The sequence below is a fragment of the Maridesulfovibrio salexigens DSM 2638 genome, assembly GCF_000023445.1.
Lineage (GTDB): Bacteria > Desulfobacterota > Desulfovibrionia > Desulfovibrionales > Desulfovibrionaceae > Maridesulfovibrio > Maridesulfovibrio salexigens.
This window is the reverse complement of sequence record NC_012881.1, coordinates 2,538,461-2,561,719: the sequence shown is the minus strand read 5'-3', so window position 1 is coordinate 2,561,719 and position 23,259 is coordinate 2,538,461. Positions and strand designations below refer to the sequence as shown.

Below are 23,259 nucleotides of genomic sequence, written 5' to 3'. Positions count from 1 at the left end.
AGGGGGTGTTTTTTTGCTGATTGGTGTGTTTATTCCAGAATATAATCCAGATATTTATTGTCGCTGGGGCGGTCGGTATTCTGGTTATTGTTGTTAGTGTCGGCAGGAGGATTGTCCGGTTTTGTGTCCTGTGTGTTTTGATGTGTGTTTCCTGAGTTGGAGTAATTTGTGTCCTGTGTGTTTGAATACGAGTTGCCGGAGTCGTTGATTGTGTTCGTGTAAGTGGAGCCCTGACTGGTTTGGCGTGTGCAGCCGGGACGGTTTACGTTTACAGTCGGATTGATGTTAACGTTGGCATTGGGATTATTGTTTTGACTGATGTTCGGGCCATAATTGGGAAGATTCTGCTGATTGTTGTTCGTGCTGGAATAACCTGAATTAGTAGGCCCTGAAACTCCGGGATAATGCCATGCATTCATAGCGTTTCTCATCTGAATCCTGACACGGTCGTGCCCTTTCATTGCGTAGCCTATGAAAATATAGTTTGTGCCTTTGTAGCGCGAAACTACAAGGTAAGAGTCATACCATTTACCTTCACGATCCCAGCCTGAAAAGAATCTTAGTATTGCCGGATAACCTGAGACGTGTCCCGGTTGCTCGTTTAAAAATCTCTGGTAAGGCAAGCCGTTGCGCCTCAACCTTTGAGTCCATTTTTCAAGTTCTGCAATCAGTGAATCTGAAGTCCGCTTTGCGTATAATTGAATTACAGCATCATTGGTCGGCGGATAGCATTGTTTGAGAAGCTGGTTGACGTCATATAGCGGAGGCATTCTTTTAGTAGTTTGCCAGCCGGATGGACATTGCAGGCCATCAGCCATGTTTTGGGCGATGGAAATTTGCGGGAGCAGGAGGGTTGCCATAAGTGCCATAAAAAATAAATTTATTGCTTTTTTCATTTGCTTCCTCCCGTTTAAAAAGTTCATTCCTTTTTTATTTATACACCACTCTCCGGATTTATGACAGCTGCAAACGAGAACACCCCCTGCTCCATAAGGAACAGGGGGTGTTTTGGGTATGAGGAATAGAGTGTAGTGGCTCTATCTGTAGTAAAGGTTGCGGCCACCTACGGTCAGGAATGCCTGATGCAGGTTGCGGCGGATGTCGCGGCGATCCCAGATGTCCTGAATGTGACCTCTGGAGAGTGCGTTGTATGCGGAATGGTAATCCGGCGGGATATCCATACCGGTGGTTTCCTTGATAACGCCCGGGCCAGCGAAACCGATGCGTGAAGAGCGCACAGCGTACTGGTAAGGGGAACAGCCGAGGAAACTTGCTACCGGTCCGGCGTAGGAGTTGGTATCGTAAAGAACGATGTAGAGTCCGCCGGACTCGATGTAGCGGCGTACAGCCATAGTTACACGCGGCATCTGGATAAGACCGTTGGTTCCTTCCTGAATACGGATACCGGCAGTACCGTGAACGTATGCGAGGAAGGGGTAACGTTTCTTACCGGCCAGCTCAAGGGCGCGGATGAATTTTTCACCTTCTGCCGCACCTACGGAGCCGCCACGGAAGGGGGCTACGAGAGTGGCGCAGGTTACCTTGGTGTGCTTAATGGCACCTTCATAGGTGATGCAACCGGACTGTAGTCCGGTTTTGGCTTTTGCCCCGTCCAGTCTTTCCTGAAAGTTAGGAAAGCCTGTGGGGTTGGCAGAGCAGATGGATTTGTTGAATTCACGTACTGTGCCCCAGTCGAAGAGGTTAGCCATGTACCAGCGGTATTCCATGGGGAAATGGTGTCCGCAGGTGGGGCATACCCCGGCGAATTCATCGAAAAGGTCACGGGACCAGATTTCGAGGCAGCCGTTCTTCTCAGCATTCGGACAGGTGATTTCCTTGTCTTCGCTGGCACGGGGGCTGATGTAGTGACGGTAATCAGACGGCGGAATATCCGGTTCCGCATCAACGGAAAGTTTGGTCAGTGCCGCTTCAACTTCAGACACGCTCTTGGTGTTTGCGCCCATCTTTCCGAGGAGCATGTGCTTGAGCTTGTCGAATTTGTTGGTCACAACATGCATTTCGTCCTTGGCTTCATCTGCAAGGGCCTGAATCTTGGACTGGTACTTCCTGATCATGTCGTAGCGAACTGTGGAGTACGCTGCGGCCATGGCATCAACTTTTGCGGAGTTGAGCTTTTCAAGGAAGGAACGTTTGTCGTCGAAAGCATCCTGTGCCATGCGGCGGTATTTTTTGTAACGCTTCCAGAGCAGCCTGTCTTTAGCGTTGGGGCTGATCTGCCAGCGGACGAATACGGATTCGTCAGTGATATCTTTTTTATTGCGGTTCTTGATGGCGGCCTTACTGAAGAGGCGAAGACCCTTAACGCTCAGAACCACTTCATCAGTGGCCCGGACTACTTCAGAGCGGACCATCTTGTAGAAATCAAAATGTTCGGGACGTGCGCCCAGTGCGGGCTCACGGATGATTCCATCGATGTAACCGAAACGCAGGTTGTCGTCCGCAGTGATGCACTGGGATTTCGCACAGGTTTCGATCAGCTCGGAAGGAGCGCGTTCACCGCCGCGGATACGGCCTTCAATTGCGGCTGCACCCTCGGGGGAGATAACGGAATAGTAGCCGTGTGAAAGCATGAGGCGCTTATCAGCCATGGCAATTGCTTCCGCACCACCGGAACCACCTTCGGAAATAACGGAAATGATGGGGACATCAAGTCCGCACATTTCGTAGATGTTTTCCGCAATCTGCTGAGCTGCACCGGGGTAATCTTCCACCGGATAGGAGCCGGGGGTGAATACGTAGGTGTGAATGGGAATATTTTCGCGGGCGGCAACTTTCATGTAGCGCAGGGCGTTGGCATTACCCCAAGGCTTGATGCAGCCGCCGTTGCGGAATTCCTGACCATGGCCTTTTTCCTGACCTACTACCATAACCGGCTGGTTGTGGACTTTCTTACCCACGCGGCGGGTTATGTAGGCACGGGCGATAACCATGCCGGGGTCAATGCTCATGTCATCCTTACCACCTACGACAGTGTAGTTGTCGTAGACGTTTTCAAGGATGTCTTCGAGGCAGATTCTTTCGGAATGACGTACGATGCGGACCTTGTCCATGGCGGACAGGGTTTTGTCGATGTCTTTTTCCAGTACTGCGAGGCTCTCATCGTAAGTGTTGAGTTTGTCCCACAGTTCTTCCTGAGTCTTATTTATGCTGGTTTCAAGGAAGGCATCAAGCTTGTTTGCGAATGCAGTAAGGCGTCTGTCCTCGGCATCACCGAGAATGTCACGCGCATACTGGACTCTCTTGACCAACCCGTCCAGTTTTTTTTCTATATCCATAATGTATTATTAGAATTCCAGTATGTTTGTTGTTTTCTTGGCCAGAAACTTAAGGTTGGACTTCAGGGAAACGTCCTTTCTGTCCTTGCCTTCCAGAACGAATTCATCAAGGAATTCGAGTCCGCGTTTCTTGGATTCCTCAAGGTCCTTGCCCCAGATGATGGCCAGCGCCAGGTTGGGGTCAAATTCTGTGGGAATCTGGTAGGGCAGTTCTTTGGGAATGTGGGTATGCATTCTGAGCCAATCATGGTCATCCCAATGGAGGTTCTCGATTTCGCCTGCCCAAGGAGCGAATTTCTCATCTGTGTCTTCGGCAATGATTCTGTATTCGATTCCCACACCTTCGAAGGTGATGTCGTCCTGAGTGTAGCCCATCTCGTCACCCAGGGCGAGTCTGATCTGTTCTTTGATCAGGTTTACGTCCGGGTTGCCCTTGATGCGTGAAATGGCAGCAGAAACACCGTTTTCAACCTGAATACGGGTGTTTACTTCCATGAGGAAGGGTGCGCCTTTGGGGGTAACAATCCATTCCCATGTTCCCACGTTGTCGTAATTGATTTCGCGGGCCATGCTCAGGGAGTGTTCCACAATGTCATCAAGCACTTTTTTAGCATCAAAGGAGTAGGCGATGCTCTCAGGGGAGAAGCCGGGTGCGACTTCGATCCTCTTCTGGCGGCCGGGGCTCTGTACTGAGCAGTTACGGGTGCCGAAGTGGACATGTTTTTTGCCGGAGCGTTCGGAAACGATCTGAACTTCAAGGTGGTTGAAGTTGAAGATACGCTGTTCGATAAGTACGCCTTCATCGTTGAAGGTACGCAGGGAGTAGTTTCTGATACGGCGGTAAACCTGACGGAATTCCTCGATAGAGTAAACTTCGTCAATACCCATACCACCGCCACCAGCGGATGCCTTTACGAGAACAACGGGATTACGTACGCCCTGTTCTTTCTGAAACTCGAACAGGTTGGATGCGATTTCTTCCGCTTCCAGTTCATCGTAAATCGCTCTGTCAGAACCGGGGATGGTGGGGACATCGAGCTTTCTAGCCAGACGTTTGGTGTTGATTTTATCACCAAGGTCGCGAATTACCCACCAGGAAGGCCCGATGAAGGTCATGGGACGATCCCTTTCGGTTACCCTGCGGGCAAAACGAAAGTTTTCAGAGAAGAAGCCGTAGCCCGGGTGTACAGCGGTACACATGGTCTCGTCTGCAACGGAGAGGATATCTCCTGCATCGTTGTAGGATCTGATCATGTAGATCGCTTCTTCGCCTCCGAGCTGCCTTGCGAGGGTTACGTGCCCGGAATCCTTGTCCTCTGCCGTGTATACGCTGACAAAACTGAGTCCGAGATCTTTACATGCCTGCATGATGCGCACGGCGATCTCGCCTCGGTTAGCAATAAGTACTTTATCTGTTTTGGGATTCAAAACGACTCTCCTGAGTCTTTCTGGTTAATTCTATATTATGTTTGCTAAAACTGTTTTTTTCAAAAAAATACGCAACCGTTTTAAGCCATATAAGGCTTCTGTCAAGTTAAATATAACTAACACTTACGTAGGTATAATAGGTCCCACTCTGATTTTTAGGACAAAATTATAACCAGTAAGAGGAGTTAGGTTGGTGGTTTTGTTGAAAGTTGACCCTAGAGGACTGCTTCAGTTTTCTTAAGTATGAACTCCGCCAGAATTCATTTCAGCTTGCCCTGATAAAACAAACACGTGCATTTCGTCAAATTACGAATATGGGGTGTTTTTTGCGCTTTTAAAAAGAAAATCCCGCATTTTACATTATAAAATGCGGGATTTAAGGTGCTTTTGAAAAAACTAAATAAGCCCAAAACTGATCATGTTTAGAATGTCGGTTTCTTCTTCCTGACTTTCTTCAGTAACAGGTCCGGCTTTGGCCTTAGTGGATTCTTCCATGATTTTGTCTACCGCAAGCCTCTTTTGATCAGCGGGCAGATTAAGGTCCGCGACAAAAGTTTCTGTCTCAGAGATTTTCTGCGGAGTGAATTTTTCCTGCCAGACAGACATGCGGGTATAGATGGTTATGTGCTCAAGTGCCTTGTCTGAGTTTCCGAGCTCTTTGTAGGCTCGGGCCAGTTTTCTGTGGGCAAGCCTGATGTGGCCCTGCTCCAGTTCAAGTTTGAGTCCTTTACTGATGACTTCAACAGCTTCTTTGTATTTGCCTTCACGGAGATAGCAGTCGCCGAGCATAATATAGCTGGGGCCGTATTCCGGATTGGCATCGATTGCCTTTTCAAAGTAGACAGAGGCAGCCTTGTCCTTGTTGAGCATGAAGGCGACGGTTCCTGTCTGATGGAGCCCTGCGGCTTCGTTTTTTGTTCCGCAACCGGTAAGCAGGGCTACGATAATCAGGGGCAATCCGATCAAGGTCGCCTTGGTCCTGATGCTGGTAAATGTTTTATTCATAGTTTTGTAGACAGTAATTCTGTTTGTTCCCAACTACGGGCTTTTGAGTTTTACTTTCACTTCGTTTAATGCCCTAAAGTTTTCGAATGGGCAAGCAGGATCGGGAGAACATTTTCGAATTTTTGGGAAGTTGAAGATTTGTTCTTCGCTCAGGAATCATTGTCAATCCTTGATTTCTGGTGTCTAGCCTATCTTTGGCAGGTCGTCCCAACTGGTGGTGTAGGATGGTGATTTATACTTCCTGTTCATCTGCCACGGTTGTTCAAGGCCCTCGGAAGCATAGCTCAAGGTGCGTCTTCCGAAACGTGTGTTCGCTGAGTCGAGAAGGTTCATGATTGCTTCTTTTTTGGCTGATTCAGCTTTATGGTCCAGTTCCAGTAAATTGCATTGGCGGTTGTATTTTCCGCAAAGGTCGAGCAGAACCACTCCTGTTTTTTTATAGCTGAACCCTTCCTTATATATGGAGCGGATGCATTGCAGTCCGGTGTTGATCAGTTCCGGGGTATAGTCCGTGGCAATGGGCAGCATGCGGGTGGCTGAGTTGGAGTATTGTGGCAGATTGTTGAAGCGGTTTGTGGTCAGGTAAACCATTACACCGTTTGTAAGGGATTGCTGTTCTCGCAGCTTTTCCCCGGCCCGGGCAACATAGGCGGCAACGGACTCTTCAAGGTCGGATAGAGCCGTAACCGGACGTCCGAAAGAACGGGATGAGGAAATAGTCTTTTTGGGCTTCGGTGAATTGTCCAGTTCAAAGCAGGGGGTTCCGCGCAACTCAAGGGCCGTGTGCAGTCCGGTTACGGACATATTCTTTTTAAGCCAGAGGTTAGGAAGATCTTTAAAGGTCCGGGCAGTGCTGACTCCTCGCGCGATTAATCTTTTTCCGTGCCGTCTGCCTATGCCCCAGACATCAGTTACCGGAACTTTATCCAGCAGGCGGTCCAGATCATTTCGGCCACACAGACTGAAGGTGCCTTCTGTCTGTGGATATTTTTTGGCAAACCGGCTGGCAACTTTGGCCAGTGTTTTGGTGGAGCCGAATCCGACAGAGACCGGGATTCCGGTCCATTTGAGAATTCTGGTTCTGATTTCTTTGCCGATAGACGGTAGTTCGCGAAGCATGCAGGGCGGAAATTCAAGGAAAGATTCATCGATGGAGTAGACCTCAAGGTCTGGAGTGAGGGAAGCTAAAGTAGCAGTAACCCGTTGCGAAAGGTCGCCGTAAAGAGCGTAATTAGATGAAAATATCTCAACATTATTTTGCAGGAAAAATGATTGATATTTATATGCCGGGGCCCCCATCGGTACGCCGATGTCTTTTGCTTCCTGTGACCGGGATATTACGCAGCCATCATTATTAGAAAGAACAACAACCGGACGGTGTTTGATTTCCGGACGGAATAGTCTTTCGCAGGAAACGTAGAAATTGTTGCAGTCCACCAGCGCAAAGATTCTCATTACACTGCCTTGTGGATGATGTAGGTTACGACTCCCCAAACTTCAAAAGAAGTCTCTTCGGTTATTTCAAGTAGAGGATACTCAGGATTTTCCGGGAGAAGAAAGAGTCTGCCTGCTCTTTGTTTGATCCGTTTTACGGTAAGCTCTCCGTTGAATATGGCTATGATGATGGAGTTGTTGTGAGCGTCCATGGAACGGTCGACAACAAGTATGTCCCCTTCTTTGATGTTGGCATCAATCATAGAGTCGCCGTAGGCCCGGATGAGGAATGTTGCCGCCTTATTGCTGATCAGATGTTCATTGAGGTCCATCTTTTTATCGATGTAGTCGTCAGCAGGGGAGGGGAATCCTGCGATTACCTCTGATAAGAGCAGTGGCAGTTCAATTTTGTTTGCGGCTTCAGGTGTGAATATTTCAGCAGAAAATTGTTTCATGTTTATCTTGTATTGACTTTTTTGTATTTATGTCAATCTTAGATAAACAATATGACGAAAAAAGAACCTGACCGGAGTGGTCAGGTTCCTGATAGTTATTTCTTATCCATGAACATGGCGACCATCTGACCGAGGACGGCATCGGCTTCATCATGTGGAACCTGACAGGTACCGACCTGCTTGTGCCCGCCACCGCCGAACTGGAGCATTACGCTGCCTACATCGACTTTGCTGGTGCGGTTAAGGATGCTGTGACCTACGGAAAATACTGTGTTCTGTTTCATCTTACCCCAAATGATCTGGATGCTGATGTTGCATTCCGGGTACATGGAGTAGAGGGTGAATCTGTTGCCGGGGTAGATTTCTTCTTGTTCGCGCAGGTCGAGAATGGCGACATTGCCGAACATCTCGGTACGTTCTTTCAGCATTCCACGGAACTGTTTGTCCCTTTCAAAATAGAGGTCCACGCGTTCTTTGACATCGGGCAGATTGAGGATTTCATCAATAGGCAATTCCCGGCAGTAGTCGATGAGGTGTTCCATGAGCTGGTAGTTGCTGACGTTGAAGTGTCTGTATCTACCAAGTCCGGTGCGCGGGTCCATAATGAAGCCGAGCAGTATCCAGCCTTTAGGATTGGCAACTTCATCAGCTGTGATGTCCCCGCTATCCACTTTATCGACATAGTGGAGCATTTCATCGAATTTATCGGCGAATTTTTCATGACCGCCGAAGTACTCCCAGATGACACGGGCTGCACTTTTAGCCTGCTTAGACATTCCCTTGTAATCCAGCTTCATGTTTAGACGTTCGTCTTCGCTGGAGTGGTGGTCAAACCAATAGCCGCAACCTTCTATATAAGGAACGTTGGCAACAATGTCGTTGGGGTCGCCGGGGTAGCGTCCGTCCTGAACATCCTTGGGATGGACAAACATCCAGTTATCCATGATTCCAATTTCTTTAAGCAGGACAGCGCAGGCAAGGCCGTCAAAATCTGATCGTGTCAAAAGCCGCATTAAACTCTCCGTATGCTGGAAATAATAATAAAATTACACGAATATTTTTTTGAAATACTTAATTGAAAATAGTTCTAATTACAATCTCATTTTAATTATAGATTGTAGTTTCGTTGAATTTTTACCTTGTCTACTTAATAACCAGAACAGGGATCTCGGCGATGTGCAGGACTTTATGGGTTACGCTGCCTACAACCAATCCTTCAAGGTCAGACTTTCCTTTAGATCCCATAATTATCAGGTCGCATTTTTCCGTATCTGCAACAGTCTTAATTGATTTTGCTATGGAACCGCCAATTATTTTTTCTTCATGATTGATGTTCTTGTCTTTAAGGAAGGCGGTCTTTTGTTCAAGGATTGCGTAAGATTCGCGGGTGGCATCGTCAATGGCTTTTTGAAAATTGGGTTCTCCTAGTCCGGTGGGAACAGGGCGGTGGCAGTGAAGAACAATAATTTTGCCGCCGGACATTTCCGCAAGGGATGCTCCATAGCTGATAGCGTTTTCAGAGTGCTTGGAATCGTCAACGGGAATTAATATCTTGGTAAAAATCATGTCTGTTCTCCTTCTATGGATGTTTAGATGATACTACTTGAAGCGGGCATTTGCTGCAACAAGAGGGAAGATTTATGGAGGGAATCGTGTGGTTAGTACTGATTGAACGTTCGACCAGCATGGTTTTCCCAGTGATTCTTGTTCTTTTTTGGCGGGTTCGTAAAGAGTTTTTATGAGTTCTGTTTAAGGTAAAAGATATATAAAACAGTATGTTGAGATAAAAACTGATTTGGAAATCAAAAAGTTCTAAAAAAGTGTTGACAGGAGGCACAGCTGAACGTAGATACTGTTTTCAGTTGATGTCGCTCTGAAAACGAGTTCAGGGTAGATGTCTGCAAGAGGCTGATGTAGCCTTCAGGTCTAGTACGTTTCCTGCTTCCGGCGACTGTAGGGGTCTTAGGAAGAAAGTTTGAAAGCTTCACCTGATACAGTTGGATGACGATTCAACCGCAACAGCAAATTGTAAGAGTTACTTTGACACAACACGGGGGGAAGCCCGCATCTCTCCCCGAGTCTGATGGACATCGGCATTGATCAAGATAAAAACCCATGACGTGCGGACATGTTTCGGATGTCAGGTTTTTATAGATCAGCTTAGTAAAACACCTTCCGTTTCCATTCCTTAAAGCATAGGCCCCTCCCCCACCGGAGGGGCTTTTGTTCTTTCTGGCAAAGGTTAGTGGTAAGTATTTTGGAGAATAGGGATTAAATACTTAAAGTTGTTGCTAGGGGTGTGTTCACTTTCTGAGTTGACCTTTGCTTGATTTTACGTGTAAAGATTTTTCTGTGTCGATAAATTTCAACAAATTGAAATAACGAGACTTTATAATGACCAAAAAGGATACAGTTTTAAAGGCGGCTAAAGAGCTTTTCGGTGAACTTGGATATAGTGGAACTACTTTCAAGAAGATAGCAGACCGTGCCGGTGTTGCAGTGGGATTGCTTTCACATCATTATGGGAACAAGGAAAAGCTTTTCCGTGCGGCTGGTTTTGACGTTGCTGAACGCTTGACTCTGGCTTTGCAGGATGAGGTCGTGCAGGCAGAGAACGGTTTTGATGCCGTATATAGATTCGCTCGTCGTTATCTTGAATTTTCCGTTGATCCTGATGAGGATTTTCTGGTGCTGATCAGATGTTCACCGTACAGTGATTTGAAAACCGGGGAAGATCGTGACGCAATGGTTCACAAGTTTGTCCAGATTCCAGTTCTGCTTGAAAACTGTGTCGCCCGTGGTGTTCGGGATGGTTCTATCCCCAACCTGCCAGTTTCGGAAACAGCAGCGGTTGTACAGTGTAACCTTGTTGGTGCGGTCAGGACCAATCTGCTTACTCCGTACAGTCCTCCCAGTCTTTATAAGGAAATCTTGAATTTTATCAGCAGAGCTCTTAAAGCTGCATAGCTTTATAGCTGCAACTCTGTTTTTTATGTCCCGGATAGCTTTTGCTGTCCGGGATTTTTGTTTTTAAGGGGAATAATTCTTTGTAATTCTGGACAAAAAATGCTGAAGATGATTTATTGTTAGTATTAAAAAGGGTGCAGTGTATTAGGTCTATATTGTATTGAGTAGGGGAGTGGATTTGCGATCCATAAATAATGTATTGCCAAGATTGTTGTGCTTACTTTGCCTGTTTTTTTATTTGTCCTGTGGGCAGATTGCGCATGCTGATAATATTCTTGTGGAAGGAGATAACAATTATCCGCCATACGAGTATTTAGAGGATGGTGTGCCTACAGGTTTTAATGTTGATATTATCCGCGCTGTAGCAGAAGCTTCCGGTTTAAATATAGGCATTAACCTGCGTCCTTGGAGTGAGGTTGTTGATAATCTTGAGAAAGGTGCCAGCGATGTAGTCCTTGGAATGTATTTTTCGCCTGCCCGTACAGAACTTTTCGATTTTTCAATTCCCCATAATATTATTTCCCACTCCATTTTCGTGCGTTTGGGCTCGGATATTAAAAGACTTGAAGACCTTCATGATAAAGAGATCCTGGTTCAGCGCAGTGACATAATGCATGATTATGCTTTGGAGCGTTACCCGGAAGCGACAATTATTCCGGTAGCAGATCAAGCCTCGGCTTTGAAGCTTCTGTCGTCCGGCAAGCATGATGCTGCCCTGCTTGGTAAGATGCAGAACCTTTTTCGGGTCACTGAAGAAGGTATTGATAACCTGGGGACTACCGGTGCGGACTTTGCGTTCGGTAAATATTGTTTTGCCGTCCGTAAAGGAAATGCCGAATTGCTGGGCAGACTGAATGAAGGGTTGAACCTGATTAAGAAGTCTGGAAAGTATGATGAAATATATGAAAAATGGTTTGGCGTATATGAGCGGGAGAGCCTTTACGATAAGATTGTCCACTATTTATTTTTAGTACTTGTTCCTCTTTTGATTTTTCTTGCGCTGGCAATACTTTGGGTTGGACTGTTGCGTCATAAGGTTGCACAGAAAACTGAATTATTACGTGCTGAGCTTCGGGAAAGGCATCGGGTAGAGCATAATTTGCAGGAGGTTCAGCTTTATTTATCAAGCATCATTAATTCAATGCCATCCATTATCATTGGAGTGGATAAAAAGTGTAGAGTCAATCAGTGGAACCTTGAAGCCGAAAAAGCTTACGGCCTTAAACGCGAAGATGTTCTTGAAAAGGATCTGGCAGATGTTGTTCCTGACTTAATTGATGAATTGGAGCGGGTACGCAGTGCCTTGAAAACAGGGATAAAAGTCGTTGATACCAAGGTTCGCAAGTATATTGATAAGCGTGTCCGTTATGAAAATATTACCATTTACCCTTTAAGTGAGCCCGGTGTTGAAGGGGCGGTAATCAGGATCGATGACATTACCGACCGTATTAATTTTGAACAGACGGTGATGCAGAACGAGAAAATGTTGTCTGTTGGGGGCCTTGCAGCCGGGATGGCGCATGAAATTAACAACCCGCTGGCAATTATTTTAGGTAATGTGCAGAACATCACCCGTCAGACAACTCCCGGCTTGGAGGCCAACGATATTATTGCTCAAGAGTGCGGTACATCCATAGATGATGTCCATAATTATATGGAAAAGCGGGGAGTTTTTCGAAAAATAGAAAGTATTTTTGAAGCAGGAGTTCGTTCAGCCAGGATTGTTTCAAATATGCTGAGTTTCAGCCGCAAAAGTGATAGGATCAAAGGAAGTCATAGCCTGCCGGAATTCCTTGATATGACTGTTGACTTGGTCTCCAGCAGTTATAGCTTGAAAGAAAAATATGATTTTAAGCAGATAGAAATTGTCAGGGAATATGAGGCTGGGATTCCATGTGTATGGTGTGAGAGTAATGAAATTCAGCAGGTCTTTTTGAATTTAATAAGGAATGGGGCTGAAGCTCTTCAGACAAAGAGTTATAAGGACGGTGGGCCACGTATGGTCCTCAGGGTAAAGCATGTCGGAGAAATGGTCAGGGTGGAGATTGAAGACAACGGCCCCGGTATGAACGAGAACGTAAGTAAAAGAATTTTCGAACCTTTTTATACTACAAAAGAAGTTGGTAAAGGGACAGGATTGGGGCTTTCAGTTTCTTATTTTATTATTACTGAGCATCATGGCGGAACTATGGAAGTTGACTCCATGCCCGGAGAATGGACTCGTTTCATAATACAATTGCCCATTAAAGAAGCAAAAGCTGATTTCGACAAGGAGGAACCATGAGAGTTGTGATTACTGGTGGAACCGGATTTATCGGAAAAAAGTTGAGTCAGGAATTAGTTGCAAAGGGCTATCAGGTAATTTGCTTGACCCGTTCCAGTCGTCCTTCTGAAATTTCCGGAGTTCGTAATGTTGTCTGGGATGGTAAAACTTCAGCGGGTTGGCTGGAATATGCGGACGGTGCTGATGCCATCGTCAATCTTGCCGGAGATAATATTGCATCCGGTCGCTGGTCAGCGGCTAAGAAAAAGTCCATTCTTGCCAGCCGTGTAGATGCAGGCGAGGCAGTAAGCGAAGCAGTTGCAAAAGCTCAGAACAAGCCGAAAGTTGTTATTCAGGGATCCGCTATCGGATACTATGGTAATTGCGGTCCAGAGCCCGTTAATGAAGAGTCTGCAAAAGGTGGCCTGTTTCTTTCGGATGTAGTTGAAAAATGGGAAGCTAGCACAGCTTCGGTTGAAGAACACGGTGTGAGGCGGGCAATTATTCGAACAGCAATGGTTCTTGGAAACGGCGGTGCGCTGGGTAAGATGATTGGTCCTTTTAAGGCTGGTTTGGGTAGCTATCTTGGTGCGGGGCATCAGGGTGTCTCGTGGATTCATATCAAAGATGAAGTTCGGGCCATAATTTTTCTGATTCAAAATGAGAAATGCAAGGGGATTTTCAATCTCAGCTCTATCCATCCACTGACCTTTAATAAATTTGCTGACACTCTCGGAAAAGTATTGGGTAAAAGGGTCTGGTTTCGCGCGCCCGGTTTTGTGCTAAAGCTCGTTCTTGGGCAGATGGCTGAGGAAGTCCTTTTGAGTGGGCAGTTCGTAATGCCTGTTAAACTGATTTCTGCCGGATTTAATTTCAATTTTCCTGATGCAGATGAAGCTTTGCGGGAAGTTCTTAAGCCGTAATTAATTTGTTGTTTTTTTTGTGTTTCATTAAAATGATTCATTAACTTTGCACAGGAAACTTGTTTGTAACCTGTATGTGATCATCTTTGCATTTAAAACGTGTAGCTGCTTTGGGATATAAAAATCTGGAGGCTACCATGCTTAAAAAGTTGATTGTAGCGGGTGCGGCAGTTGCTCTTAGTGCCGGTCTTGCTTTTGCGTCTGAGTTTGAAATCGAAAAGTATGAAGTTGATACCCCTCTGAAGTACAATGTTCCTTACAGTGGGCAGTATGCAGCTGAATTCCCGGAAGGCTTTCCCATTGGGATAGGTTCCGGCATGACTTATATCGGTCTGGGTGAAGACGGTACCCGTTATTTCTATGCCATTGGTGACCGCGGCCCTAATGCAGACAGTCCTAAAGTTATGGTCGATGGCAGGAAGGTCCCTTCCAAGGTTTTTCCCGCCCCTGATTACACTCCATCTTACGGTGCTGTCGGTTTAAAAGACGGTAAGGTGACTCTGCTAAGCACCATTGAAATCAAAGACTCCAAGGGCAGAAAAATCTCCGGCCGTCCCATTCCTCCCGGAACCGTCGGTTCTACCGGCGAGATTCCGCTTAATGATTCCTATAAGATACTTTCCTACGACCGCGAAGGTCTAGATACCGAAGGCATTGCCATTGACCGCAAGGACGGCAACCTTTGGATTTGTGATGAGTACGGTCCGTTCATTGCTAAGATGGATGCCAACACCGGGCGTTTGCTTAAGAAATATGGTCCGGGTGATGGGTTGCCCGAAATCGTAGGTAAACGCCAGCCTAACCGGGGAATGGAAGGCATTGCCGTTACTCCCTCCAACAAGGTTCTCGGAGCTGTTCAGTCTATTTGCGATATTGATGGTAATGTGAAGTCCAGCAAGGCTCCGTTTACCCGTCTTGTCCTTCTTGATCCCGAGACTGGCAAAACTAAAATGTTTGCTTACCCCGTTGATGTCGAAGCCTATAAGCGCTGCAAGGATGTTAAGATCGGTGACCTGCATGCTGTGAGCGATACCGAGTTCCTTATTGTTGAACAGGGTAAAGGAAAGGACGGTCTTCGCAACCTTGTTTATCTTATTGATATCAGCGAAGCCACAGACCTGACTGGTAAGATGACAGCCGAAGGTAAAGAACTGGAAGCCGTTTCCGGGGCTGAAGAGCTTGAATCTCTCGGCATTAAGATGGCGACCAAGAAAAAGATTATCAGTTTGCGTGATTACGGCTGGAAGCCCAGCAAAGCCGAAGGTCTGGCTCTGTTACCTGATATGCGGACTCTCGCAGTATGCTCCGATAACGATTTCGGTTTCGGCTCCAAAACAATTGATCCTGTCACAGATAAGGATGGTAAGGTTGTCAAGAAGGCCAAAAGCTATGTCATCGACGGTGATAAGATGACATATAACGGTCAGGAAGTGGACACCTCATTCAAGCTTGTACCTACCGGTGAAAAGGCCGGGTTCTGGATGATCAAGCTTCCTAAGAAAATCTCTCAGTATTAGAAATTCAAAAAAAAACGGTGCGCTCCATTAGGGATGCACCGTTTTTTTGTTATTATTTCTTCCATTTACGTGAATATTTTTTCTTCTTACCGGCCTTTCTTTTGGCTCTTTCTGCAATCTCAGTAGTATTCTTTTCAGCTTCTTCTTTTAATTTCAGATAATTATCAAGCCTGCGTCTGGTTATGATCTTGCTCTCAAGTGCTTCACGCACTCCGCAGCCCGGTTCACGTTCATGGCTGCAATCTGAAAAGCGGCACATTTCTTCGGCTTCAACGATTTCACTGAAGGCACGGTCAATACCGGCATGGCAGTCATGGAGTTGCAGCTCACGAATGCCGGGAACATCAATAAGCAGGGCACCGCTCGGCATTACATGAAGTGAGCGGGTGGTTGTTGTGTGACGCCCTTTGTCATCCCCGTGGCGGATGGCTCCGGTTTTTTCTTTTTCGGTGCCGTTTATAGTGTTGAGCAAAGTTGTTTTTCCCACACCGGATGAGCCGAGCAGGGCCACAGTTTCACCGGGTTTAAACCACTTCTGAAGGCTCTGTACGCTTTGCGGGTCTTTGCCGTTGATAGTCACAATGGGCATGGATTCAAAAAGGTGTTCGGCCTGCTTTCTGTATTCCTGCGCTTCTTCGGTCAGGTCTTCCTTTGTCAGCACAAGTACGAAATTAACCCCGGCTTCAAGTGCCAGACATATGTATCGTTCAATGCGGTTCAGGTTGAACTCTGTGTTGCAGGAGGAGACTATGAAAAGTGTATCGATATTGGCGGCAATGGGTTGTAACTTAACTTCCTGACCGGGAGCCATGCGTTGAAGCAGGCTGGTGCGTTCAAGAACTTTTACCGGGACCATTGTTTCGCGGTCCATAAGCAGCCAGTCACCTACAGTAGGTTGTTCATTTAAGCTGCCTATGCCTTTGCCCGCAATTTTCAGCAGTAGTTCGGAATGCCCAGTGGAGACAACCAGATGTCCCTTATGAGTCATCGTAACCCGGGCGGGAATCATTTCAGTGTCATCAGTATCCAATTGGCCCTTGAAGCAGTCCTTCCAGCCCAATTCATCCAGTGAATAGTGTTTTTCGTTCAAGAAATCCTCTGTTGAGAATGATGTAGTTGAAGTGTTTATCTGAATCATACAACTTAAAGTACAAACGGATAACAGGCAAGGTCCGGAGTGCAATATATTCCCGCTGTTTTTCTATAATCGTTTTCGCCTGTGGCCTGTTTTTCTTTCATTGTTGATATCAGTGTGTTAGATTCACAGTAAGGACAGAAGTGGATTTAGCCCAACAGCTTGAATCGCGGGAGTGCATATGAGCAAGGAAGTCCGGGATCTGATTAAGACGCATCTGCCTGACTACAGTAGTTCCCGTTTTGGGAATTTATATACCGATACCTCTGAATTCATGAATATTGATTTCAGTGATGTTATTCAGCTTGGGAATGAGCATTTTCTTGTCTCCAAAAATGAAATGGAACGCAGGTTCGGCCTCGATGACCCCAAGTATTGGGTCAAGAGATGCAAACGGTTGGAAGATAAGCAGCCTCAGATTTTGAAGTTAGCATTTTATGAAAAATTTCCCATGAATATCGGGCCGTTTAAGATTGAGTGTTTCCGAAGTCCGCGTAAGGAGGCACGTATTCTTGAACTGGTTAAAGGCGATATGCGTTTCATGCAGGGGTATTCAGCAGATGACTCTGCGGGTAATAATGTGCGGGTGCTGGATATTATCCGCGGAAAGCGTCTTGATGTCTGGGTGCATAATATTCCGGTGGATCATAAAACATATTTTCACGAGCATTTCCCGGATATTTTTGAAAAGTATATCGGGGCTTGTGAAGCCATCAAATTTTTGCATGATAATGACGAAAAGCACGGTGATATTCGTCGTGATCATCTCTGGGTTGAATATGATACCGGAGATTACAGGTGGATAGATTTTGATTACGCTTTTGAGCTTTATGAAAATCCATTCGGTCTTGATGTATTCGGACTTGGAAGTATCCTGATTTATCTGGTGGGAAAGGCCAATATCACAGCACAGACCATGAAGGACCACAACATTGACCCGGGTATGCTTTCGTCCATCACTCCGGGGGATTATTCGGTGGTTATCGGGAATCGGGTCGTAAATTTGAGGAAAATTTATGATTACATTCCACCTTCATTGAATAATATACTTATGCACTTTTCATCTTCCAGCTCAGTCTTTTATGAGAGTGTTGATGAATTGATGCTGGATATGAATAAAAGCTTGAAGGAAATACGTAATTTGTAGGCCGTTTTGAGCAGGTTAAGCCTGTAGGAGGGAAATCATTATGAAGTCCATGAAGATGCTGGTTGCCTTTGACGGTTCTGAAAATTCATTTAAGGCTGTGGAATATGTAGGTAATATTGCCCGCAATTGTTCCGGTGAAGAAATTGTACTGCTTTATGTTGAAAGACTTCCGGATAAAGATATCTTTCCCGATGACGCGGCTTGGGAAAAGCAGTGCGGCGAAAATGAACATGCTATGATGCTGAAACTGGCTGAGGCTGAGAAGAAGCTCGTTTCAATGGGAGTTAATCCCGAAGAAGTAAGAATTGAGTACTTTGCCAGTTGCAAGTCGCCGTTTCATGAAACAGACATCTGTTCTACCGGACGCAGTATAGGGATGGATATTTTGCGTATCCGCGAAGAAGGCGAGTATGGAACCATTGTTATCGGCAGGAGAGGAGTCAGCAAAGCCGAAGAGTTTCTGTTTGGTTCCGTTTCAACGAAAGTTGTTCAGTCTGCTGTTGGGTGCACCGTCTGGGTAGTTAATTGATCAAATAATTATGTGTTTAAGCCCGGGAGCGGTATGTTAAAGCAAATCAGTATACTTATTTTCCTGCTATTCTTTGTGTCTGCAGCATCTGCAAATTCAAAGCCCAAGGTTCTCTACATCGAGAGCTATCATGATGGGTATGCATGGGATCAGGAGCAGAGAGCTGGGCTTGAGTCTATCTTAAAGGATCAGGTTGAGCTGTATAATTTCCAGATGGATACCAAGCGAATTGATGCATCTCAGTATCAGGAAAAGGCTGATTTAGCGTGGAAATACTATTTGGAAGTCAAGCCGGACATTGTTGTGCTTTCTGATGATAACGCTTTGATGTTCCTCGAACAACGATTTTTAAAAACAGATACTCCTGTTGTTTATATGGGCATTAATAATAATCCCCGTAATTATGGTCCGTTAGGGGAAAATGTAACCGGTGTTCTTGAGCGTCCTCTTTATAAGAGAACAATAAGATATTTAAAGGAATTTATTCTTTTTAACAGCAAGAAAGTTTTGATCCTGCTCGATAAGGGGACAACTTCGGAAGTTTTTCGGGCCTCTGTGTTTCATGATCAACAGAGAATGGAAATTAGTGGTATTAAGGCGGATGTTAATTCTTTTTACGATTACAGTAACTGGCGCAAGGCCGTAATGAATGCCCGCGAAAATGGGTATGAAGCTATAGTAATTGGTTTATACCACAGTCTTTTTGAAGGTGGGGCTAATGTTGACGGCGAAGAAGTTCTGGCATGGACATCAGCAAACTCTCCTGTTCCGGTCTTTGCTTTCTGGGAAATGAGTGTGGGTAAAGGTAAGGCTGTTGGCGGTATGGTCTTAAGTGGCAAAGTACAGGGGCGTGCTGCCGGTGAGATCGTAATGAAGATAATTGGTGGGACTCCTGTAAGCAGCATTTCTCCGGTTATTCCGGCTCAGGGAGAATTCGTTTTCAGTCAATCTGAGTTGGATAGATGGAAGATCAGGTTGCCTCTTTACATAAAAAATCAGGCTCGCATGCGCGAATAGCAACGCGAATTGTGCCAATTTAGTTACAACTGGTATGGTCGCTTGACTCAAATGGAATGGTTTTTTATTGAGTTTTCCTCTTTGGCAAAATATCCAAACAGGTGGAAAAATGAAAAACAAGATAAACCTTTTGTTTTTGTGCACAGGTAATTCCTGCCGAAGCCAGATGGCTGAGGGTTGGGCTCGGCATCTAAAATCAGACCAGATTAATGCTTACTCCGCAGGTATTGAAACACATGGACTTAATCCTTCTGCTGTGAAGGTAATGGCTGAAGCCGGTGTTGATATCTCCGGACATAAGTCTACCCATATTGATGAACTTAGAGATATTCCTATTGATATAGTTGTTACGGTCTGTAATCATGCACATGAGACTTGTCCTTATTTTCCGGGGGGAAGCAAGGTTGTTCATGTCGGCTTTGATGACCCGCCGAAAATGGCAAAGGAAATTGCGGAAAGGGGTGGTTCTAATGAAGAACAGCTGGATAGTTTTCGCAAAGTCCGCGATGAAATCAGGAGATTTGTTGAGACCCTGCCTGAGGGGTTGGTTGATTAACAATATCTGCTTTTGATGTGGTAGTACAAGCCTTCGGTCTCATGACCGGAGGCTTTTTTTTATACCACTGTTCATGATAATTAAGTATGTCATGGCTGTTTATTTTGGGAACTACACGAATTGTATCCATTTTAATCTGTTTAAGTGGTGGTTGATCACGTAATCAGTATTTTTTGGTTGTCAATTTTAGTTAATGCGTAATATAAGCGTTTCTGCTTGTGGTAAAGCACAATGTGTTTTCAGGGGATGAATTATAAATTTTTACAAGGCGGCAGGAGAGATGGAGTCTTTAAGAGAGTTGTACCGTATTGGAGTGGGCCCTTCTTCAAGTCATACAATGGGACCGCGTATGGCTGCGGAAAGGTTTCTGGAGAAACATTCTGATGCACCTCGATTCAGGGTAACGCTTTTTGAAAGTCTTGCCGCTACAGGTAAGGGGCACCTTACCGACTGGGCGATTCTTAGTGTTCTTGGTGATGATAAAACTGAGTTGATCTGGAAAGCTGAAGAGAAAATGCCAGAGCATCCTAATGGAATGCAGTTTGAAGCTTTGGATAATTCCGGTGCTGTCATTGATACTTGGAAAGTCTACAGCGTCGGTGGGGGGGCCATCCGTGAAGAAGGTGCCGCAGCATCCAGCGCCGATCCTGTCTACAATTTGACCACTATTACTGAAATTATGGCTCATTGCGAAGACAAGGGCATCACCTACTGGGAATACGTAGAAAAGTGTGAAGGTCCAGAAATTTGGGAATTTCTGCGCGGTGTCTGGGAAGTAATGGAGGCATCCTTAGAGCGCGGTCTTGAGGCCGAAGGCGTATTACCCGGTTCTATCGGACTTCGCAGACAGGCGAAGTCTTATTACCGCCGTACTAAGCATGCCGGCCCGGATATGCAGCTTACCGGTATGACCACAGCATATGCCCTTGCTGTTTCTGAAGAAAACGCAGGCGGTGGTGAGATCGTAACAGCTCCTACTTGCGGATCATGCGGTATCGTTCCGGCAACTTTACGTTATCTCAAAGATACTCAGGAACACCTTAAAGAGAATGATTTGCTCCGTGCACTGGCTACGGCTGGACTGTTCGGCAATGTAATCAAGACCAATGCTTCTATTTCCGGGGCAGAGGTAGGTTGTCAGGGTGAGGTCGGTTCTGCCTGTGCAATGGCTTCAGCTGCTGCAACCCAACTTATGGGCGGTACTTTACGCCAGATTGAATATGCTGCGGAAATGGGTCTTGAGCATCACTTGGGCCTGACCTGTGATCCCGTGGACGGACTGGTACAGATTCCCTGTATTGAGCGTAATGCCTGTGCTTCCACCCGTGCACTTGCCCGTGCCCAGATGTCCATCCTTTCTGACGGCTCCCATCGTATTCCTTTTGATGAAGTTGTGGAAGTTATGAAGAAAACAGGACATGACCTGCCAAGCCTTTACCGCGAAACTTCAACAGGCGGACTGGCAAAAGCTTATAATGAACGTTCTAATTCCAAGTAATTCGCAGATAATATAAATTAAATTTGAAAGGCCGGGGCAAATGCTCCGGCCTTTTTTAATACAAATGACAAGCCACTCTATGGTCGTCCTCGGTTTCTTTCAGTTCCGGCTGGGCCTGTGAGCATATCTCCATCGCTTTGGGACAGCGGGTATGAAAGGGGCAGCCTGAAGGAGGAGAGATGGGACTGGGTATATCTCCGCTTATGACAACATCTTCTCCCTGAACAGCCGGATCAGGAACCGGGACAGCATCGAGAAGGATCTGGGTGTATGGGTGCTGGGGGTTGCGGTAAAGCTCTTCGGCAGTGGCAATCTCCATGAGCTGCCCGAGATACATAACCGCCACACGATCACTGATATGGCTGACCACTGAAAGATCGTGGGAAATGAAAACATAACTCAGGCCGAATTCCTGCTGAATGGATTTGAGCAGGTTGAGGACCTGCGCCTGTACTGACACATCCAGCGCGGATACAGGTTCATCGCAGATGATTAGGTCCGGGTTCATGGCAATGGCCCGTGCGATCGCCACTCGTTGACGCTGGCCGCCTGAAAATTCGTGCGGATAACGTTTGTGGTGTTCAGGTCTTAATCCTACCTGCACCAGCAGTTCTTCGACTCGTTGCTGGATTTCGTCCTTGCTGCCTGATTTATGAATGCGCATGGATTCGGAAATAATTTTTCCGATTCTCTGGCGGGGATTGAGCGAAGAGTATGGGTCCTGAAATACCATTTGAAGCATGGTGCTGCGCTCTGTTGCGGTCCATTCGTCAAGTTTGCGCCCTTTGAAATTTATACTGCCCTGATCCGGCTTTTCCAGTCCGGTGAGTAATCTGGCAAGGGTGGATTTGCCACATCCTGATTCGCCTACAAGACCGAGGGTTTCACCTTTCTTTACTTCAAGGGTAATGCCGTTAACAGCCTTAACAGTTGCCTTGGATAAGGAAAAAAGCCCGTTGCTGACGGGATAGTGGCGTTTAATATCTTTTATTTCCAGTATGTTTTCACTCATTCTCAACTCATTGCGAAGGATTGATTTTAAGTTCGTTGCGCTATGTATGCAGCCAGCAGCGTACTTGTCTGCCGTCTTTATTTAAAAGTTGAGGTTCCTGCTCCCGGCAAAGATCAAAAGCACGGTCACAGCGGGGATGGAATCGACAGCCCTTGGGTAAATCCAAAAGGGCAGGGACGTTACCGGGAATGGGAGTCAGTGCAGTGCGGCAGCCAAGTCTTGGCACAGAATTAAGCAGCCCCTGCGTGTATGGATGGAGCGGTTCCTTGAAGGTGTCCGAGATGGATGCGGATTCCACAACCTGTCCGGCGTACATAACCGCAACACGGGTGGCTACCCGTGCTACCACTCCGAGATCGTGGGTGATGAGCATGAGTGAGCCGTTCATTTTGTTCTTAAGGTCATCCAGCAGCCGCAGAATCTGGGATTGAATAGTTACGTCCAGTGCGGTGGTGGGTTCATCGGCAATAAGGATTTCCGGCGAGCAGACCAGTGCCATAGCAATCATGACCCGCTGACGCATACCTCCGCTCAGTTCATGCGGAAAGTTGCTGATCCGCTTATGAGGATTGGGAATTCCGACCAGTTTGAGTGCTTCTACTGCTGCTTCGGCGGCCTGATGCTTATCCATCCCTTTATGCAACCGTAATGTTTCGCCGATCTGGTCTCCGATTTTAAAGACCGGGTTGAGCGAGGTCATGGGTTCCTGAAAAACCATTGAAAGTTTGTTGCCGCGGACTTTTTGCATTTCCTGTTCAGAAAGTTGCACGAGGTCTTGATCACGATAGAGCACTTGTCCTGCGGTGATTCGTCCCGGAGGATCTGGGATAAGGCCCATCACCGAGAGGGAGAGTACTGTCTTCCCGCAGCCTGATTCACCGACAATGGCTAAAGTTTCTCCTTGCCCTAAGTCCAGACTGGCATTATCCACAGCTTTAATGATTCCGCCCGGAGTGGCGAAAGATGTGGTCAGATTCTTGATTTTTAAGATTGGTGCGGTCATAAATGGTGAGTTAGATATAATTTTGCAGGATCGCGAAACACATCTATCATTTATTAATTGAGATAACTGAAAAA

The 23,259-nt window shown here is 46.3% G+C and carries 20 protein-coding genes; 9 read left to right on the top strand and 11 right to left on the bottom strand.

The window, feature by feature from the left end:
• Positions 1 to 29: 29 nt before the first annotated feature.
• The 8 genes from DESAL_RS11730 to DESAL_RS11695 form a co-directional block, all read right to left on the bottom strand.
• Entirely contained in the window at positions 30 to 896 is an 867-nt protein-coding gene (locus DESAL_RS11730) for a hypothetical protein (RefSeq protein WP_015852201.1), read from the bottom strand.
• 141 nt (positions 897 to 1,037) lie between these two features.
• A complete protein-coding gene (locus DESAL_RS11725) occupies positions 1,038 to 3,296 on the bottom strand; it encodes a carboxyl transferase domain-containing protein (protein WP_015852200.1) in 2,259 nt (752 codons plus the stop codon).
• A gap of 9 nt (positions 3,297 to 3,305) precedes the next feature.
• The gene (locus DESAL_RS11720; RefSeq protein WP_015852199.1) at positions 3,306 to 4,724 is read right to left on the bottom strand and encodes a biotin carboxylase N-terminal domain-containing protein; all 1,419 of its coding nucleotides are present in this window, start codon (positions 4,722 to 4,724) and stop codon (positions 3,306 to 3,308) included.
• A 396-nt stretch (positions 4,725 to 5,120) separates the two neighbouring features.
• On the bottom strand, positions 5,121 to 5,729 hold the full coding sequence (locus DESAL_RS11715) for a tetratricopeptide repeat protein (RefSeq protein WP_015852198.1): 609 nt from the start codon (positions 5,727 to 5,729) through the stop codon (positions 5,121 to 5,123).
• A 183-nt stretch (positions 5,730 to 5,912) separates the two neighbouring features.
• Complete coding sequence (locus DESAL_RS11710; protein ID WP_015852197.1) at positions 5,913 to 7,184, bottom strand: Y-family DNA polymerase; 1,272 nt, start codon at positions 7,182 to 7,184, stop codon at positions 5,913 to 5,915.
• Positions 7,184 to 7,618 carry a LexA family protein gene (locus tag DESAL_RS11705; protein WP_015852196.1) on the bottom strand — a complete coding sequence of 145 codons (435 nt, stop codon included), beginning with the start codon at positions 7,616 to 7,618 and terminating at the stop codon, positions 7,184 to 7,186. Before DESAL_RS11705 ends, DESAL_RS11710 begins: the two co-directional genes overlap by 1 nt.
• A gap of 95 nt (positions 7,619 to 7,713) precedes the next feature.
• On the bottom strand, positions 7,714 to 8,631 hold the full coding sequence (locus DESAL_RS11700) for a DHH family phosphoesterase (RefSeq protein ID WP_015852195.1): 918 nt from the start codon (positions 8,629 to 8,631) through the stop codon (positions 7,714 to 7,716).
• 130 nt (positions 8,632 to 8,761) lie between these two features.
• Positions 8,762 to 9,184, bottom strand: a complete 423-nt coding sequence (locus DESAL_RS11695; RefSeq protein ID WP_015852194.1) for a universal stress protein — start codon at positions 9,182 to 9,184, stop codon at positions 8,762 to 8,764.
• A gap of 828 nt (positions 9,185 to 10,012) precedes the next feature.
• Here DESAL_RS11695 and DESAL_RS11690 point away from each other — a divergent pair.
• The 4 genes from DESAL_RS11690 (at position 10,013) to DESAL_RS11675 (ending at position 15,288) form a co-directional block, all read left to right on the top strand.
• Positions 10,013 to 10,585, top strand: a complete 573-nt coding sequence (locus DESAL_RS11690; protein WP_015852193.1) for a TetR/AcrR family transcriptional regulator — start codon at positions 10,013 to 10,015, stop codon at positions 10,583 to 10,585.
• A 172-nt stretch (positions 10,586 to 10,757) separates the two neighbouring features.
• Positions 10,758 to 12,869, top strand: coding sequence for a transporter substrate-binding domain-containing protein (locus DESAL_RS11685; protein WP_342626811.1), 2,112 nt, complete (start codon positions 10,758 to 10,760; stop codon positions 12,867 to 12,869).
• Positions 12,866 to 13,771 carry a TIGR01777 family oxidoreductase gene (locus tag DESAL_RS11680; protein ID WP_015852191.1) on the top strand — a complete coding sequence of 302 codons (906 nt, stop codon included), beginning with the start codon at positions 12,866 to 12,868 and terminating at the stop codon, positions 13,769 to 13,771. The genes DESAL_RS11685 and DESAL_RS11680 overlap by 4 nt, the downstream gene beginning before the upstream one ends.
• 137 nt (positions 13,772 to 13,908) lie before the next feature.
• The gene (locus tag DESAL_RS11675) at positions 13,909 to 15,288 is read left to right on the top strand and encodes an esterase-like activity of phytase family protein (protein WP_015852190.1); all 1,380 of its coding nucleotides are present in this window, start codon (positions 13,909 to 13,911) and stop codon (positions 15,286 to 15,288) included.
• Positions 15,289 to 15,340: 52 nt separating this feature from the next.
• Here DESAL_RS11675 and rsgA read toward each other — a convergent pair whose 3' ends face one another.
• Positions 15,341 to 16,378 (bottom strand): ribosome small subunit-dependent GTPase A, encoded by a 1,038-nt coding sequence (gene rsgA, locus DESAL_RS11670; RefSeq protein WP_015852189.1) that lies wholly within the window; start codon positions 16,376 to 16,378, stop codon positions 15,341 to 15,343.
• Positions 16,379 to 16,604: 226 nt separating this feature from the next.
• Here rsgA and DESAL_RS11665 point away from each other — a divergent pair, with 226 nt between their 5' ends.
• From DESAL_RS11665 to DESAL_RS11645, 5 genes are all read left to right on the top strand, one after another.
• Positions 16,605 to 17,570 carry a hypothetical protein gene (locus tag DESAL_RS11665; protein WP_015852188.1) on the top strand — a complete coding sequence of 322 codons (966 nt, stop codon included), beginning with the start codon at positions 16,605 to 16,607 and terminating at the stop codon, positions 17,568 to 17,570.
• 40 nt (positions 17,571 to 17,610) lie between these two features.
• On the top strand, positions 17,611 to 18,099 hold the full coding sequence (locus DESAL_RS11660) for a universal stress protein (protein WP_015852187.1): 489 nt from the start codon (positions 17,611 to 17,613) through the stop codon (positions 18,097 to 18,099).
• 33 nt (positions 18,100 to 18,132) lie between these two features.
• Positions 18,133 to 19,116 (top strand): ABC transporter substrate-binding protein, encoded by a 984-nt coding sequence (locus DESAL_RS11655; RefSeq protein ID WP_015852186.1) that lies wholly within the window; start codon positions 18,133 to 18,135, stop codon positions 19,114 to 19,116.
• Between the two features lie 109 nt (positions 19,117 to 19,225).
• Positions 19,226 to 19,672, top strand: coding sequence for an arsenate reductase ArsC (locus tag DESAL_RS11650; RefSeq protein WP_015852185.1), 447 nt, complete (start codon positions 19,226 to 19,228; stop codon positions 19,670 to 19,672).
• Between the two features lie 280 nt (positions 19,673 to 19,952).
• Entirely contained in the window at positions 19,953 to 21,170 is a 1,218-nt protein-coding gene (locus tag DESAL_RS11645) for an L-serine ammonia-lyase (RefSeq protein WP_015852184.1), read from the top strand.
• 55 nt (positions 21,171 to 21,225) lie between these two features.
• Here DESAL_RS11645 and DESAL_RS11640 read toward each other — a convergent pair whose 3' ends face one another.
• Both DESAL_RS11640 and DESAL_RS11635 read right to left on the bottom strand, forming a co-directional pair.
• Positions 21,226 to 22,182 carry an ABC transporter ATP-binding protein gene (locus DESAL_RS11640; protein WP_015852183.1) on the bottom strand — a complete coding sequence of 319 codons (957 nt, stop codon included), beginning with the start codon at positions 22,180 to 22,182 and terminating at the stop codon, positions 21,226 to 21,228.
• 40 nt (positions 22,183 to 22,222) lie between these two features.
• Complete coding sequence (locus DESAL_RS11635; RefSeq protein WP_015852182.1) at positions 22,223 to 23,185, bottom strand: ABC transporter ATP-binding protein; 963 nt, start codon at positions 23,183 to 23,185, stop codon at positions 22,223 to 22,225.
• Positions 23,186 to 23,259: the final 74 nt, after the last annotated feature.

What these genes read in the sequence shown, in the direction of transcription:
- DESAL_RS11730 (WP_015852201.1), bottom strand. Translation starts at nt 896, where the DNA reads ATGAAAAAAGCAATAAATTTATTTTTTATGGCACTTATGGCAACCCTC.
- DESAL_RS11725 (WP_015852200.1), bottom strand. Translation starts at nt 3,296, where the DNA reads ATGGATATAGAAAAAAAACTGGACGGGTTGGTCAAGAGAGTCCAGTAT.
- DESAL_RS11715 (WP_015852198.1), bottom strand. Translation starts at nt 5,729, where the DNA reads ATGAATAAAACATTTACCAGCATCAGGACCAAGGCGACCTTGATCGGA.
- DESAL_RS11710 (WP_015852197.1), bottom strand. Translation starts at nt 7,184, where the DNA reads ATGAGAATCTTTGCGCTGGTGGACTGCAACAATTTCTACGTTTCCTGC.
- DESAL_RS11705 (WP_015852196.1), bottom strand. Translation starts at nt 7,618, where the DNA reads ATGAAACAATTTTCTGCTGAAATATTCACACCTGAAGCCGCAAACAAA.
- DESAL_RS11700 (WP_015852195.1), bottom strand. Translation starts at nt 8,631, where the DNA reads ATGCGGCTTTTGACACGATCAGATTTTGACGGCCTTGCCTGCGCTGTC.
- DESAL_RS11695 (WP_015852194.1), bottom strand. Translation starts at nt 9,184, where the DNA reads ATGATTTTTACCAAGATATTAATTCCCGTTGACGATTCCAAGCACTCT.
- DESAL_RS11690 (WP_015852193.1), top strand. Translation starts at nt 10,013, where the DNA reads ATGACCAAAAAGGATACAGTTTTAAAGGCGGCTAAAGAGCTTTTCGGT.
- DESAL_RS11680 (WP_015852191.1), top strand. Translation starts at nt 12,866, where the DNA reads ATGAGAGTTGTGATTACTGGTGGAACCGGATTTATCGGAAAAAAGTTG.
- DESAL_RS11675 (WP_015852190.1), top strand. Translation starts at nt 13,909, where the DNA reads ATGCTTAAAAAGTTGATTGTAGCGGGTGCGGCAGTTGCTCTTAGTGCC.
- DESAL_RS11665 (WP_015852188.1), top strand. Translation starts at nt 16,605, where the DNA reads ATGAGCAAGGAAGTCCGGGATCTGATTAAGACGCATCTGCCTGACTAC.
- DESAL_RS11660 (WP_015852187.1), top strand. Translation starts at nt 17,611, where the DNA reads ATGAAGTCCATGAAGATGCTGGTTGCCTTTGACGGTTCTGAAAATTCA.
- DESAL_RS11655 (WP_015852186.1), top strand. Translation starts at nt 18,133, where the DNA reads ATGTTAAAGCAAATCAGTATACTTATTTTCCTGCTATTCTTTGTGTCT.
- DESAL_RS11650 (WP_015852185.1), top strand. Translation starts at nt 19,226, where the DNA reads ATGAAAAACAAGATAAACCTTTTGTTTTTGTGCACAGGTAATTCCTGC.
- DESAL_RS11645 (WP_015852184.1), top strand. Translation starts at nt 19,953, where the DNA reads ATGGAGTCTTTAAGAGAGTTGTACCGTATTGGAGTGGGCCCTTCTTCA.
- DESAL_RS11640 (WP_015852183.1), bottom strand. Translation starts at nt 22,182, where the DNA reads ATGAGTGAAAACATACTGGAAATAAAAGATATTAAACGCCACTATCCC.
- DESAL_RS11635 (WP_015852182.1), bottom strand. Translation starts at nt 23,185, where the DNA reads ATGACCGCACCAATCTTAAAAATCAAGAATCTGACCACATCTTTCGCC.